This window comes from Burkholderia sp. PAMC 26561, assembly GCF_001557535.2.
Classification (GTDB): domain Bacteria; phylum Pseudomonadota; class Gammaproteobacteria; order Burkholderiales; family Burkholderiaceae; genus Caballeronia.
This window is the reverse complement of record NZ_CP014308.1, coordinates 131,110-145,568: the sequence shown is the minus strand read 5'-3', so window position 1 is coordinate 145,568 and position 14,459 is coordinate 131,110. Positions and strand designations below refer to the sequence as shown.

General features: G+C 56.4%; 12 protein-coding genes and 1 pseudogene. 7 read left to right on the top strand and 6 right to left on the bottom strand.

The window, feature by feature from the left end; all coding sequences use genetic code 11:
• The first annotated feature begins 62 nt into the window (after positions 1 to 62).
• Complete coding sequence (locus AXG89_RS23610; protein ID WP_062172867.1) at positions 63 to 809, top strand: SDR family oxidoreductase; 747 nt, start codon at positions 63 to 65, stop codon at positions 807 to 809.
• Positions 810 to 1,386: 577 nt separating this feature from the next.
• Here the strand turns inward: AXG89_RS23610 and AXG89_RS42305 are convergent.
• Positions 1,387 to 1,536 (bottom strand): hypothetical protein, encoded by a 150-nt coding sequence (locus tag AXG89_RS42305; RefSeq protein ID WP_162916118.1) that lies wholly within the window; start codon positions 1,534 to 1,536, stop codon positions 1,387 to 1,389.
• Positions 1,537 to 1,956: 420 nt separating this feature from the next.
• Between AXG89_RS42305 and AXG89_RS23605 the strand changes: the two genes are divergently transcribed.
• The 6 genes from AXG89_RS23605 (at position 1,957) to AXG89_RS23575 (ending at position 8,113) form a co-directional block, all read left to right on the top strand.
• Positions 1,957 to 2,946: a zinc-dependent alcohol dehydrogenase family protein gene (locus tag AXG89_RS23605; protein WP_062172865.1), complete on the top strand. Its 990-nt coding sequence runs from the start codon at positions 1,957 to 1,959 to the stop codon at positions 2,944 to 2,946.
• A gap of 432 nt (positions 2,947 to 3,378) precedes the next feature.
• A complete protein-coding gene (locus AXG89_RS23600) occupies positions 3,379 to 4,314 on the top strand; it encodes a GlxA family transcriptional regulator (RefSeq protein ID WP_062172863.1) in 936 nt (311 codons plus the stop codon).
• Between the two features lie 149 nt (positions 4,315 to 4,463).
• Entirely contained in the window at positions 4,464 to 4,802 is a 339-nt protein-coding gene (locus AXG89_RS44750; RefSeq protein ID WP_082771585.1) for a DUF3331 domain-containing protein, read from the top strand.
• A gap of 391 nt (positions 4,803 to 5,193) precedes the next feature.
• Positions 5,194 to 6,246: an IS630 family transposase gene (locus tag AXG89_RS23590; RefSeq protein WP_062172861.1), complete on the top strand. Its 1,053-nt coding sequence runs from the start codon at positions 5,194 to 5,196 to the stop codon at positions 6,244 to 6,246.
• 424 nt (positions 6,247 to 6,670) lie between these two features.
• Positions 6,671 to 7,426 (top strand): alpha/beta fold hydrolase, encoded by a 756-nt coding sequence (locus tag AXG89_RS23585; protein WP_062172859.1) that lies wholly within the window; start codon positions 6,671 to 6,673, stop codon positions 7,424 to 7,426.
• A gap of 336 nt (positions 7,427 to 7,762) precedes the next feature.
• The gene (locus tag AXG89_RS23575; RefSeq protein WP_082771584.1) at positions 7,763 to 8,113 is read left to right on the top strand and encodes a BON domain-containing protein; all 351 of its coding nucleotides are present in this window, start codon (positions 7,763 to 7,765) and stop codon (positions 8,111 to 8,113) included.
• 157 nt (positions 8,114 to 8,270) lie between these two features.
• On the opposite strand, the gene istB is transcribed toward AXG89_RS23575, so the two are convergent.
• The 5 genes and pseudogenes from istB to AXG89_RS23550 all read right to left on the bottom strand — a co-directional run bounded on the left by istB (position 8,271) and on the right by AXG89_RS23550 (position 13,833).
• Positions 8,271 to 9,029, bottom strand: coding sequence for an IS21-like element helper ATPase IstB (gene istB, locus AXG89_RS23570; RefSeq protein WP_062172854.1), 759 nt, complete (start codon positions 9,027 to 9,029; stop codon positions 8,271 to 8,273).
• Between the two features lie 18 nt (positions 9,030 to 9,047).
• Positions 9,048 to 10,595 (bottom strand): IS21 family transposase, encoded by a 1,548-nt coding sequence (gene istA / locus AXG89_RS23565; protein WP_082771583.1) that lies wholly within the window; start codon positions 10,593 to 10,595, stop codon positions 9,048 to 9,050.
• Positions 10,596 to 10,796: 201 nt separating this feature from the next.
• A pseudogene (locus tag AXG89_RS23560) lies at positions 10,797 to 11,495 on the bottom strand (IS4 family transposase); the annotation flags it as partial.
• A gap of 304 nt (positions 11,496 to 11,799) precedes the next feature.
• Positions 11,800 to 12,063: a hypothetical protein gene (locus tag AXG89_RS23555; protein ID WP_162916116.1), complete on the bottom strand. Its 264-nt coding sequence runs from the start codon at positions 12,061 to 12,063 to the stop codon at positions 11,800 to 11,802.
• Between the two features lie 219 nt (positions 12,064 to 12,282).
• A complete protein-coding gene (locus tag AXG89_RS23550; RefSeq protein WP_062172849.1) occupies positions 12,283 to 13,833 on the bottom strand; it encodes a methyl-accepting chemotaxis protein in 1,551 nt (516 codons plus the stop codon).
• Positions 13,834 to 14,459: the final 626 nt, after the last annotated feature.

Here is a 14,459-nt window from a genome sequence, read left to right as displayed (position 1 = left end):
CATCATTTCGAAAGCAAGCATTCGTATGACATCGTCGATGTAATTCCACACTGAGAAAATCCATGAAAACAACTGGCAACACTATACTCATCACTGGCGGCGGATCTGGCATCGGCCGAGGCCTTGCCGAAGCGTTCCATCGACTTGGCAACCAAGTCATTATCGCGGGACGACGCCGCGCTAATCTCAACGAAACGATCGCCGCGAATCCCGGAATGGAGGCGGTCGAACTCGATATCACCGATCCGCAGAGCATCTCTTTGGCGGCAGAACAAATTCTCGCCAAGTGGCCATCGCTGAACGTATTGCTTAACAACGCGGGGGTGATGCATATCGACGATCTGAGTCGCCCCATCGATGACGCGATGATGGTATCGACGCTGACCACCAATTTGATGGGACCGATCCGCTTAACAGGTGCGCTCGTCGAACATCTAAAACTGCAAAACGACGCGACGATTATCAATGTATCGTCCGTACTTGGGTTTGTGCCGATGGCGATTACCGGAGTCTATTCGTCGACAAAAGCAGCTATCCATTCGTACACACAATCGCTGCGTTACCGGCTCAAAGACACGTCAGTGCGTGTCATCGAGATTGCGCCGCCTTGGGTTCAAACCGATCTGCTGGATAGCAAGAACGAACCGAGGGCGATGCCGCTCGCTCCGTTCATCGAACAAACAATGCACGAACTCAGCAAAGACGCAGATGAGGCCGTTGTTGAGATCGCTAGACCCATGCGCAATAACGCCGGGCCAAACGAGGCCGCATTCGTCACGCAGTTCAACGATATGATCACCGGTGCCTAAGGCGCTGTACGATATTAAACGAGCGAACCAAAAAGGTTAGCAATGGCTTGCTGTTGCTAACCAACAGGTTCAACAGCATTTTCGTGTGCGAAGGCGCGCGCTAGCAAACCACCTTGTTCTTGCATTAGTGCTTCTGCCGACATCGTCCGACCCACTCCCGAACTTGACTTACCGTTGGTGGTACTAACCTGTTTCATTTACAATTTGCGTACGCAAATCATCTGCTTATCGGTAGCCACACTCTCCCACCATCGACGATGCGATCCGCGAGCGCAAGTTATCCAATGCTGCAGCGAGGCGCCGACTTGGGACGGCGTGTTGGGCTTACTTAAGACATATCCTAGGTTCAAAAAATCAGCGCGTAACGAAGTGAATGGTGTGACTGCCGGTGCGATGTACCGAACCGGCGCACTCAATGTTTTCGTACGCGCGGCCGAGACACGAAGTGCACTGAGGCCGACGCAAGATGGCCTCTTGTCATCTGCGATAGGCAAAGCGATATCGCGACTTCAAGCGCGGCTAAATATTTAGTCCTTTCATCGAAACACTTGCAGCATTTCGCCCCCTCGAAGAGGAACTATTTGCGAGGCGATGCAATGTTCATTGCAGAGGAAATCGGAGCCGTAGAAACAGAACTGGCGATGACAACCTCGACGCCACAAAGATCGCTACGCGTCAACATGCCGGTGGTCGGCACGGTCATGACGCCGGTGATCGGCGCGTTCATTAGAGCCTCTCCGGAGCCCTGCTAAAGCAAGGGCTTGGCGTAGCGTGAGTTCCCGATTTCGCGGTGCGTGCAACTCACACATGGCTCGCTTGTCTCTGTATTGAGACCGTTTCTCGACAGCCGCGGCACTTCGGGTGCGATTGGCCGCAAAGCCAGCAGACCACGTCGAATACACGGGTCTTCGTCCATTTCAGGAACAAATATCTAGTTCCCATTGGCAGTGCTTCGCTAGATACCTACGGTCGACGCGCATAGTGATCGCCAATTGTTGGTAAATACAGGCAAGTGTTGGCGATGACATCGATTTATCTTCCTATCGAATTCGGTCACTATCGAGCCGCAAGCTGCGCCTTGGACGACCAACGTGTTGTTCAGCGGCGATCAGCGTCTGCCCAATTTGCTACTTATCGAGGTGTACGTTTGTCACGCGTGGTCAGTTTTTCCCGTTTTGGTGGACCCGAGGTTCTCGAGATACATGATGTTCCTGTCGCGGTGCCGGGCGCCGACGAAGTGCGTATCCAAGTCAAAGCTATTGGCCTCAATCGGGCCGAGGCCATGTGGCGCGCCGGCGTCTATGTCGAGCCCGTTATCCTTCCTGCACGCCTGGGCTACGAGATATCTGGAGTAGTCGATGCGGTAGGAACGAATGTCACGCATGTGGAGCCTGGTAACGTCGTCAGTACCGTTCCATCCTTTTCGATGAACGACTACGGCATGTATGGGGAACTGGTCCTCGCCCCGGCGCACGCGGTCGTCAAGCACACGGCGCCGATTGCCTTCGAAGATGCAGTGGCAATTTGGAACGTATTCATCACACCGTATGCGGCGTTCACCGAAAACAATCGCCTGTCCGCCGGACAAACCGTATTGATTCCAGCGGCTTCCAGCGGCGTCGGAATCGGTGCGATTCAAGTCGCAAATGCACTTGGCGCTAGGCCGGTTGCGCTCACCCGCACGCGCGACAAGCGAGACGCATTGATAGAGGTTGGCGCGGCGCATGTAATCGTAACGGGTGAACAGGACTTGGTTCAGGAAGTGGCTCGCATCACCGAAGGAAAGGGTGCGGAACTAGTGTTCGATCCGGTTGGCGGTCCGAACTTCGCAAAGCTGGTTGAAGCGACCGCTCCCAGGGGCACGATCCTAGTCTACGGCGCCCTTAGCGAAGAGGTTACGCCGCTTCCGATGCTTTCGGTGCTTGCGAAGCGGATTACGATTCATGGATACAACCTGTTCGACACGACCACGACGCCTTTGTTGCAAAAGGAGGCAGTAGAATTCATTATCGATGGCCTCACATCCGGCAAACTGAAGACGGTCATTGCACAACGTTTCGAGTTCGACAATATTGTTGAGGCGCATCGCACGTTGGAACGAAATCAACACATGGGCCGATTGATTGTTACTGTCTAAGCCCCTTGCTTGCGCCTGTTCTGGATCTACGGAACGGATGCGATTTCGCCGCACGAGGCAACAAACAATCGCCGAGTTCACGGTGTTGCTGTATGCGCCTGGCTTGTTTTGGACGGATGACCCCAACGGATCAGGAGCTTAGGCCGTCTCTTTCCTTAGCGAACTCAGAGTCGGTGTAGCCGGTTTTCATGGCACCCTCGTTGAAGATAAAGCTGCGCGTATGCGAATCACGCGTGGTTGAAATGCTTACATAACGGCGAATGACACTGACAAAACTCGAGTCTATTTAAGAAAGGATGGGTATGCGGGCTACAACCGTCTGCTGAATAACGCAAAGAACAATCTTGTTTTGACTCAAAAAGAGGGGTTATCGTCCTCCGTCTCGGATTTTAGGTTTGTAAGATACGGCCCAATCGAACCGATGAGGATTCAATGCAGCGAATTGCTTTAGTAGTAACCGCGAACTTACAGGTGCTTAGCCTGAGCGTGTTGTCGGTATTCGAGTTCGCGAATGCCATGATGGGTCAACAGCACTATGATGTGTGCCTCTTATCTGAAGATGGACGGGTACGAACATCATTTGGCACCGATATGCTCACAAATCGATTCGGCGACGGCCCGTTTGACACAATCATTGTTAGCGCGGCCATCGATTTTCAGCCAGCGACCCCGGCTACCCTGGCGTTCCTGAAGGACTCGTTAATTTCGTCACGCCGAATCGCTTCGACATGCGTAGGCGCGTTCACGCTTGGAGAAGCTGGCCTGCTCGATGGCAGACAAGCCACAACGCATTGGGCCATGGCCGCTGAGTTGTCGCGGCGTTTTCCCAACGCGAAGGTAGTGCCTGAAAGAATATTTACGCGAGACGGCCAAATCTGGACCTCAGCGGGCGTCACGTCCGGTATGGATCTCGCTTTGTCCATGGTTGAACAGGATCTTGGACAAGAGTTGGCGAAATCGGTGGCAAAAGTAATGGTCCTGGATCACCGGCGGTCGGGCAATCAACCACAGATCACTATTGGTCCGGATCTCTACTCTGGCTCCGATCGTATCGAGGAATCGCTTCGATATGCTAGACAAAACCTTGGGAAACCATTAACGGTAGCTTCCCTTGCCGACGCTGCGAAGCTCAGCCCAAGGCAATTTTCACGACTTTTTCGTGCTACCACGGGGGAGTCGCCCGCGAAGGCAATTGAAAAAATGCGACTAGAGGTCGCCCGCCACCTTGTAGAACACAGCACGACGACCATTCAAAAAATTGTTCGGGACACTGGCTTTGGTGATAGCGAAAGAATGCGGCGTTCTTTCGTCCGCTCGTTTGGCTTTGCACCCCAGGTTCTCAGAAGTCGTTCGCGCAAGGGCCAGTGAATCGAGCGGCGCGCCGATACTTGATCAAGACCCTTGATTGACAGGATTCGACATTGAAACTCCCACTAGAATTGTCAGCTTGGGCAAGCATTGTCCGGGGTCTGCATATCAGATCGAATGATTGCGCTGTGCAGCAACAGATACGTGCGATGGATCGGGGATGGCATCTCAGCGAAAGCTGCGCTGTCGCAACAGCGAACCGCGGACCGCAGGCTCTAGTGAAAGTACTCGAACGCCCCACGAACAGCACAGCAATCATAGATTGGTGCGATCCTGGGTCATGCCGGTATCGAGATCAGATATGGCGAGTTACTCGTGCGCCTAGGGGTGGAACTTGTGCGTTGAGCGGGCTTATTATTTCTCCGGGAGAGCGGGTGTATCGGCCCCGAAGCTATCGCTTGACGCCTAAAAATGCGGGAGCGATGATACGAGCGGAACAGATCGAGCAAGAGCATGCAATTCCGTTGGTTGCGCCCGCGATTCTCTAGTGATGATCGCTTGTTATCGTTGACTCATCAGTTGTTGAGGTAAAAGCACAAGACTGCAGTCTCTGACGTCACAGGTATTTTTGCGCTTCGATGGCGTTACAGATAGTCGACCAAACAAGCATGCCGTCATTCCCGGCAGAAACATCAGTGAAAGCAAGTTAGTGATTCTTCTATGACTGCACGCATCCTTTTGGAAAGGTTGCTAACGTAAATTCGCGGGACTGGTTTACGCCGCGGCTTGAGACACCCTAAATCGACGAAACCTAAACGATCCTTCAGCCGACTTCGTAACGAAACTCTGCACCAAACTCGAACCCGATCCCGATTCCGATTCCAACCCCTAGTCCAATGCGTCATTGACTTGGCACCCCATCTACGTTGGAATTTACGCATGGGAAAAATGAATCTGACTGATACCGAACGTGCGCAATTACTTTCAGCAGCACGCAGCCGAACGGTGCGCGCGGCGGACGTGCGACGTGCAAAACTGATCTTGATGCTCGAGGACGGTGAATCGCGCGACGGGATCATGAGCGCACTGGGCTGCGACTCACGTTTCATCGCACGTTGGTCGGGGCGCTTCCTCAACGAGCGACTGGCCGGCATGTACGCTCGCCACCCCGGGCGCGCTCCTGTGCAGCCGCCTGCCAAGTTGGAAGCGCGGGTACTCAGCCGCACCCTCAAGCACAAACCATCCGACGGTTCGACACACTGGAGCAGCTACAAGCTCGCAGCAGAACTGGGCGACGTGTCGGTCTCGGCCGTGCAGCGCATCTGGCGTAAACACGGCATCAAGCCGCAGCGCTTGGAACGACACATGGTCTCCAACGACCCGGACTTCGAGACCAAGGCGGCCGACGTGATCGGGCTGTATCTGAACCCGCCGGCGCACGCGGCGGTGTTCTGCGTGGATGAAAAGACCGCGATCCAGGCACTTGAGCGTAAGGACCGGATGCTGCCGCTGTCGCCGGGACGCGCCGAGAGCCATGGCTTCGAATACAAACGCAACGGGACACTCAGCCTGTTCGCCGCGTTCAATACGGCGACCGGCGAGGTGCTGGGCAAGACGGCGTCGCGCCACACCAGCGAGCAGTTTGTGGCCTTTCTGACTGACGTCGTCGCCAGCCAGCCCAAACGTCGGGAAATCCACGTGATCTGCGATAACGTAAGCAGCCACAAGACGCAGCGGGTGGTCGACTTTCTCACCGCGCATCGCAACGTACGCTTGCACTTCACGCCGACTTACTCTTCGTGGCTTAACCAGGTGGAAAACTGGTTCTCACGCATTCAGCGTGATGTGATCGCTCGCGGCGTCTTCACTTCGGTGAAGGATCTAGATCGCAAACTGATGCGTCATATTCGCGAGCACAATCAAAACCAGAAACCAATCAAATGGAAATATGACGATCCTTCTCGTCCAATTCGACCGGTGCCAAGTCAATGACGCAGTGGACTAGAGACTAACCAAAAGACGCGTTGAATAATCGCTTTTCACATAACAGCACGTGCTATCAGGCATGCCTAAAAGAGCTATACCCAAACGCATCGATGCGGATGACTCAAAATGAGGGTTTGGCGTCGTTCCGCTGCTTGGCGTCTCAGATAGAATTCGTGCCGTCAGCAGGTGTCCTACCGACTGCTTCGCAGACCTTCGATCGCTTTACATTGGTTTTTCAAAGTTTTCATGGCCGTTTGATTTTTTTGTCCTTCTGTCAACACGTTTTTACGGGCCGCAAGCTTCGGCACCGCTCGTTCATATTGATCACTAGTGACCGACTTTCGTACCAACGCCTAGCATCGTATGAAAATACGATCGTCCACCATAAGACAAGTTCACGTTAATCATCATTTACAACACAGGAAAGACAATGGTCAAGAGTCTCACCCGAACCGCCGCCTCCATTTTCGTTATGCTTGGATTGACTAACGCACAAGCAACGCCTGCGGATGCCGTCAAGAATGTCGTCTTGGTTCACGGAGCTTTCGTCGATGGATCGGGCTGGAACAAAGTGGCCGATATCCTGCGCAAAGACGGCTATCACGTCGCTATCGTTCAGCCGCCTGAAACCTCACTCGGCGACGATGTCGCCGCGACTGATCGAATCCTGGACCAACTCGACGGACCCGCCGTGCTCGTAGGACACAGCTATGGTGGCGCGATCATTACGGAAGCGGGCAATAACACGCACGTGAAAAGCTTGGTGTATGTGGCTGCGCTTCAGCCCGATGTTGGCGAAAGCGCCGGACAACTTCTTGCAAGCAAGCCTGCAGCTTCCAACGATATAGCACCTTCGAAGGATGGTTTTCTTTTCATTCCTGTCGACAAATTTCACGACGACTTCGCTGCTGATTTGCCGCACGCGCAAACAGACCTAATGGCAGTCTCCCAGGTGCCGCCTTCGGTGAAAGCGATCACCGAGGCGATTTCAGCGCCGGCGTGGAAAGATAAGCCCAGTTACGCGATTGTTGCGACTCAGGATCGGGCTATCAATCCCGATTTGGAACGTGCAATGTATAAGCGCTCACATTCGATTACGACCGAGATCGATTCCAGCCATGTTGTCTACATGTCCCAGCCGCGCGCTGTGGCAAAGATAATCGAGGCTGCGGCAAATGCAGAATGATGTGACCAGCAAAGACTCGCTGTGGCTAGTTTTTTGTACTCGACTCTGTGCTGTTGAGAGGAGCTACACAATGATCGTGTGGAAAGTTATCAAGTGGGCAACGATGTTGAAAGCCGCGAATTTTCGGGTGGCCGAACATCGCAGACTCCTCTCACTCATCAACTGCGCGTACTTCGAAAGGACCGTACAGGCGACTAAAAACGTTTCCTCTCCAATTTCGATGTCGGAAAAGCAAACGAATGCTAAGTCAAGATAGGATGAACGCGACTTCTTGCCGGTTTCTAGATGTCTCGGACAAACTAGAAAAACTCTCGATAATTGAGGATATTCTCCGATATGAAAACCACCTTTTCACATAGAGCAACTGTCCTAGCTACGGCCACGCTTATAGGCATTGGCGCCATGAGCACAGCTGGCGTATCCTTCGCCCAACAAAGTGCGTTCGCACGGAAGACGGCTGTGATCAAAGCAGATTTTAAGCTTGAGGAGGCTGTTCAGAAGGCTTTCGATAATGAGAAAAATTTCGATAGTTCTGATGTGCGCGTAGTTTCGCGAAAGGGAATCGTGACACTTGATGGTAACGCACCGGACGACGGACAAATAAAAAAGGCAACCGAAATCGCTGCTGCGACGCCGGGTGTAAAGTCGGTCACGAATTCGCTCACGGCGAAAGAAGCGGGCCACTAAACTTGTTTGCACGTCATCGCCACGGTCTAATTGCGTATTCCACGCAAAGAGAACAGCCATTCCAGGGCAAAGTGAATCGTAATTCCACGGCAAAGCGAACAAGGATTCCACGCCATCGCGAACAAACGGAGCGTAGCGACGCGGGACCTTTACCTTTTTACTCGGACTGCGGCTTCGCGGTCAATCGGCTGCGCGTCTTGCGCAGCGATTCGCCCTCGAGCGTGATGCGATGAGCGTTGTGCACCAGCCGGTCAAGGATCGCGTCGGCGACGGTGGGTTCGCCGATCGCGTCATGCCAGTGGTCCACCGGAATCTGGGAGGTAGCGAGCGTGGAACGGTGCCCGTAACGGTCGTCAAGAACCTCAAGCAGATCGCGCCGCGCGGAATCGGTCAGCGGCGCCATTGCCAGATCGTCGAGAATCACGAGATCCGTCTTGGCGAGTTGTGCGAGCCATCGCGCGTAGCGCCCGCTGCCATGTGCGATCGCCAGTTCCTCGTTCAGTTTCGGCACGCGCAGATAGTAGGCGGAGAACCCTTGCCGGCACGCCTGGATGGCGAAGGCGCAACCCAACCAACTCTTGCCGAGCCCAGTCGGGGCAACCAGGATGAGGTTCTGCCTTTCCCGAAGCCACTCACCGGTCAGCAGTCGGGCGGTGAGCGCCCGGTCCAGGCCGCGGGCGGTGCGATAGTCGATGTCCTCGGGCGACGCGTCGGGCATCTTCAGTCTGGCCCGGCGCAGCCGGGCCGCCGTTTGTCGCGAGTCACGTTCACTGGATTCACGCTCGACCAGCAGCCCCAGACGTTCTTCAAAGCCCAGCCGGTCAATTCCGTCCTGGGACTGTTGTTCGGCAAGCGCCGCTGCCATGCCGGACAGGTGCAGCGCGTGCAGTTTGTCGACAGTGGGATGATGCAGCATATAGACTCCCTTTCAGTTTCAGTGGTAGTACGAAGGCCCGCGCACATTGGCATGCACAAGCGGTAGGTCGGCCTGCCTGGTATTGGATTCGGGCTCTCGGTCCAGGCCGTTCTTCAGCGTCGAATCAATGAACTTGTAGTTCGGCGCTTTCAGATCGATAGCGCGGCGGCAGGCAGCTTCGAGCCGGTCGCGCCCGTAGTCCTTGCCCATGCGCAGTACACCCAGGCAGGTGCGATACGACTGCTGGGGGTGCTTGCGGGCACCCAGCAGGTGCTGGATGACGGCCGCCGTATGCGGGCCGATGTCGGCGGCCCAGTTGCGCAGCCGCTCCGGATCCCAGCCCTTGGCGACCGCCAGGTGTTCCGGCGGCATGTGTGTGTCGATCGTGGTGTGGTAGCGACGGCGAGCGCTTTTGCCGTGAGCGGCAATGCGTTGACCGCGATGGAAGATCTCGACGGTGTTGGTCGTGTGGCGCACGTCGACCTGCTCGCGCGCGTAGCGATACGGCACCGAGTAATAGTGCTGATCAAGCTCGACGTGATAGTCCGGCCCGATACGCGCGACCTTCCACTCCGCGTACTGATAGGGCTGCTCGGGCAACGGCCTGAGTGCTGGGCGATCGATTTCGTCGAAGACGCTACGGCGTGAGCCAGGCAGCTTCTTGAAGGGCCGGTTGTTCAGATCGCCCAGCAACGCGGCGACCGCCCGGTTGGCCTCGCCCAGGCTGAAGAAGCGTTGGTTGCGCAGGCGGGCGAGGACCCATCTCTGCACCAGGAGGACCGACAGCTCTGCTTTCGGCTTGTCCCTCGGTTTTTTACTGCGAGCCGGGATCACAGCCACGGAGTAATGCCTGGCCATTTCCTGGTAGGTTGGATTGATATCCGGATCGTAAAACCCCGGCTTGTGGACGCCCGATTTTAATTTGTCGGGCACCAGAATCTCGACCAGGCCGTCATAGAACGCGAAGGCGCGCACGTGCGAGCCGATCCAGTCTGGAAGCTGCTGAGTCCAGGTGAGCTCCGCAAACGTAAGCCCGGACACGCCGAGCGCAGCGACGAACAGCTCGGCCTCGCGGATTTCTCCGGTGTCCGGGTTGATGATGCCGAGCTTCTTGCCGCTATAGTCGACGAACAGCTTCTGGCCCGGCACGTGCGTTTGCCGCATCGTGACCGGAAGCCGCTGCGCCCATTCCTGGTAAGCCTTGCAGAACCAACTGTAGCCGCAGCCGTCCGGATGCTGAGCCTTATATTCCTGCCACAGCAGATCGAGCGTGACGCCTTTCCTGCCGATCTCGCGATGCACGGTCGGCCAGTCCGGCATGCCGCGCGTTGGCTCGCGCCGCGCCGGCGGCGGATACAGCCTTGCCTCGAGCGCCACGTCGTCTGTCAGCAGTTCCGATGGCAGCGGCCAGCTCAGCCCTGCCAGCCGCGTGCGGCGCAGGTAATGCCACACCGTCGTCGTCGAGGCACCGACCGCGTCGGCGATCTCCCTTCGATTGCGGTCACACTCGAAATGCAACCGCAGCACTTCCCTGATTTTGCGCATGGTCAACCTGACATTTGCCATTCGGCACTCCCGACAAAACTGTCGATCGTGCCACCGTTGACCCGCGTCGCCGCCACCCTGAATTCTTGTTCGCGATGGCGTGGAAACCCTGTTCTTTTTGCCGTGGAATCGGCATTAACTTTGCCGTGGAATTCGTGTTCACTTTGGCGTGGAATATTCAGTCTAATCGATTGTCGGGGAGAGACCGTACAATGTATCGCGTTATACACAACTGTCGCGGTCGTCGCGTAACAAGCGCAATGTTTTTGCGGCGATATGAACTTCTCTGAGTCCGAGCCAGATGGTTTTCGCACCGGGTTCGCCGTCGCCCTTGCGCCCGAGGAATCCGCCCAGGCGTGCGATCAATCGCAAGACTTCGTTGAGCTTCGGCTGGGCCGGGCGGCGCACTTTCGTGAGCAGGTAGGCACTGCGAATTTTGTCGGGATCAAAGAACAGATGCGCATCCAGATCGGGGCAAGTGCGTCCCAGGCGCATCAGATAGGCCACGCGCCAAGCTTCTACCAGGAACAGCGCCAGTGCGCGCTCGAGTTGTTTGATCGAACCGAACTGAAGCGCCTCGACGCGGCAAGCATTCATCAAGATGTTGCACAACATCTCGATTTCCCAGCGCGCTCGATACCAGTCGATCAATCCGATCGCCCCCTCCAACGTAGTCGCCCCGCGGTTGGTCAGCAAGTCCCATTCGATCGGCTTGACGCCCGCAGGAGCGTCGAACTCGCGTGCGACCAGACAGGTGGCCGCGACGCACTTGCCTCGGCCTGCGGGTAACTCCACACGCTGCATCCACAGATGCTGGCGCACCGTGCGCGCCTTGACGCCATGACGCGAGGCCATCGTGAAGGTGATCTGCCCGATGGCTTCGCCACGGGTCGTGCGCTCCCACAGCTTGTCTCCCTCCGGCCAATGACCGGCTTTGTCCAATCACGGGAATACTTTTTGGTCAGCGAAGGGCCGATTTTCCTGTCTGACTTTCCGTGCACGGACTCCCTCCGGGGCGCAGGCCGTCCACGAGCAGATCTACCATCTTGCGGGCGTAGGCAAGCTTTTCGTCACCCGGCTCCGACATAGATTTGCAACCGCACGCAGCAGTTCTTCGGCTTCAATATCGGCTCGCAAAGCCTTCGCCCCTACAGCCGTGTCCAGCAGTCCTCGAACAGCAGGCCGTTTACGCTTTATTATGCCTCCGCAAGGCCTGACTATTCACTTACCGATACGCTGCCATGCGGGCTTCCTTGTCCTTCAACGCTTTGATTGGTTCGTCTACTGGCTCCACGAACTCGTGGAAGCCCCGGTGCACATTGCGGGCCATCTTGACCATCGAACCAATCAACGCGTGCGCTTCTTCTTGCGTTTCGTGAATGTGTTGCTTCAACCGGACTGTCGTGTCGCCGCTTTCCTTCAAGTAGCGTTCGTCAACTTCGCCGCCGTTGTGTTCGTACACATGGCGTCGATGGAACCAACGTGCCACGGTCTGAAACTCCTCCATCGGCATTCCGGGCAGAGTTCGATCCCGTCCCTTGACCCGCAAACCCGCTCACTCGAAATTCAAAAGAGGCCAAAAAAGCGACATAGTCGAACAAAGACAAAAACCGCATGTTCGATCGTTTTCAGAGACTTGTTGCCGACAAGGCTTGCTTAGCGAAGCAGCCAGCATCACGCCGGCTACGTTTCGCAGCACTACGTGCGTTCAATGCACCGAAAATACCGCGATCGCAGTTTCAAGCTGCGCCGTCTGGGTGCGCAGGACGTCGGCGGAGGCGCTCGCTTCCTCGACCAGCGCGGCGTTCTGCTGCGTCGTCTGGTCCATGCTTGCCACCGCAATGTTCACCTGTTCGATGCCCGCGCTCTGCTCCGACGAGGCTTCGCTGATCTCGGCCATGATGAGCGCAACCTGCTTGATATGCCGGACCACGTCGGCCATCGTGACGCCGGCGCGCTCAACCAGTTGCGAGCCATCGACCACCTTCGCGCTGGATTCATCGATAAGCGTCTTGATCTCTTTCGCCGCTGCCGCGCTGCGTTGCGCAAGACTGCGCACTTCGCCCGCGACGACCGCGAAGCCCCGCCCTTCTTCGCCTGCCCGAGCCGCTTCAACCGCTGCGTTCAATGCCAGGATATTCGTCTGGAACGCGATTCCTTCGATCACGCCGATGATGTCGCCGATCTTGCCCGACGACAGTGAAATGCCATTCATCGTATCGACTACCTGACTGACTACGTCGCCGCCGCGCGCGGCTGTTTGCGATGCATCGAGCGCGAGCGTGCTGGCCTGCTTCGCGTTGCTTGCGTTCTGCTTGACCGTCGCGGTGAGCTGCTCCATGCTCGACGCCGTTTCGCCGAGCGCGCTGGCTTGGTCTTCAGTGCGGCGGGACAGGTCCGCATTGCCCGCGGCTATTTCCTTGGATGCTGCCGTGATCGCCGTGGCACCCACACGAATCTGCGAGATGGCGACCGATAGCTGCGCCTGCATGCGTTTCATTGCGGCGAGCATGCTGGACGTATCACCGGGATGTGTGTTCACCTGGACATTGAGATCGCCATCCGCGATGCGCGTGGCGACGTGCGCCGCGTAGTCCGGCTCGCCGCCCAGTTGCTTCTGTATGCCGCGGATGATTACGCCCATAAGAATCGACACGACCAGACACAGCGCGACGGCCGCGCCCACGTATTGCGCAAGGGTACTGTAGAACGCGTGATCAATGTCATCGGTGAATACGCCCGTAACCAGGGTCCAGTGCCAAGGTTTGTATAGCCTTACGTAGTTCGTCTTCGGTGCGATTTCGTTGGTGACGGGTTTGGGAAACTTCAGTCCCATGAACCCCTCGCCTTGCTGCTCGGCCAGATCGGCGCCTTCCTGGAAGACCCGATGTCCGTCGGGGTCCTTGAAGTTGCTCATGTCCTTGCCTTCCATTTCCGGCCGAACCGCATGCATTAAGACCGTGGCATGCGGGTCAAGGATCACGAGATAGCCCCCTGCGCCCTGATAGCGCATGACGCGCAAATCTTCGGCGGCGTTGTGCTTGGCATCGGCGAGCGAGATCTTGCCTGATTCCGCAAGCGCGCCGTATCGTTCGACGATTGAATAGGCTGTTCCCACCACTGTGCGCAGTTCCGCCTGGCGCAGTGTGATCAGCGTGTCGCGAGTCTTGAAGGCGCCCCATGTTCCTATGGCGAGTACCCCCGCGCACATGATCGCCAGTGCTATCCACAGTCGCGCGCTTAGTTTCCACCGTTGCATTGACCTAGTCCCCGTGTTAGTAAAAAGAATGTAGCCGCTTTATGTCGATGGACGGCCGCGCGGTTACGATGACGATTACTTTTACGAAGCGTTTGGCGTGTTAACGGCGGTTTTGCAGTGGGCTTGAAGATTAATCAAAGGGAGCACTCGCACTTGATGTTTTCGTCTTTCGGCCAGCCCGGGGAATGGTTCCTACAGCCGTTCGTCTGGCACCCAGACCATTGCCGTTTAGCTTTGACCGACAGTTTTATTCAAAGCGGGCGACCGGGGGCGTGCCGAGGTCGCCCGTGCGCGACGCGGCCAAATATTGCGCTAACACTGCCTCGGGTTGTCCGACTCCACCCTCCCCATCTTCGTGTTCCCGGAGAAATGGCGAAAGCCCACACTCGCGCCCGTCGGCCGGGCGCAAGAGCTTATGTAACCATTAAGAGATTTGTGGCCCCTTGGGCGTTCCCGACGCCGACATCGCCTGCATGCCGCATCTTGAACGGGATCGTGCATGCTTTTCCCTCAAAACACTCATGCAAACAGTAGATTCGGTATTTGTCCAAGGCTGATAATTGGTATTAGCAGCCTTGGATTTGCTCAAACATCCCAACGAGCATGAAAACGACATCCCTGGCGAA

Excerpts from the sequence above, each read along its gene's own strand:
- AXG89_RS23610 (WP_062172867.1), top strand. The coding sequence starts at position 63 with ATGAAAACAACTGGCAACACTATACTCATCACTGGCGGCGGATCTGGC.
- AXG89_RS42305 (WP_162916118.1), bottom strand. The coding sequence starts at position 1,536 with ATGAACGCGCCGATCACCGGCGTCATGACCGTGCCGACCACCGGCATG.
- AXG89_RS23600 (WP_062172863.1), top strand. The coding sequence starts at position 3,379 with ATGCAGCGAATTGCTTTAGTAGTAACCGCGAACTTACAGGTGCTTAGC.
- AXG89_RS44750 (WP_082771585.1), top strand. The coding sequence starts at position 4,464 with ATGGATCGGGGATGGCATCTCAGCGAAAGCTGCGCTGTCGCAACAGCG.
- AXG89_RS23590 (WP_062172861.1), top strand. The coding sequence starts at position 5,194 with ATGGGAAAAATGAATCTGACTGATACCGAACGTGCGCAATTACTTTCA.
- AXG89_RS23585 (WP_062172859.1), top strand. The coding sequence starts at position 6,671 with ATGGTCAAGAGTCTCACCCGAACCGCCGCCTCCATTTTCGTTATGCTT.
- AXG89_RS23575 (WP_082771584.1), top strand. The coding sequence starts at position 7,763 with ATGAAAACCACCTTTTCACATAGAGCAACTGTCCTAGCTACGGCCACG.
- istB (WP_062172854.1), bottom strand. The coding sequence starts at position 9,029 with ATGCTGCATCATCCCACTGTCGACAAACTGCACGCGCTGCACCTGTCC.
- istA (WP_082771583.1), bottom strand. The coding sequence starts at position 10,595 with ATGGCAAATGTCAGGTTGACCATGCGCAAAATCAGGGAAGTGCTGCGG.
- AXG89_RS23550 (WP_062172849.1), bottom strand. The coding sequence starts at position 13,833 with ATGCAACGGTGGAAACTAAGCGCGCGACTGTGGATAGCACTGGCGATC.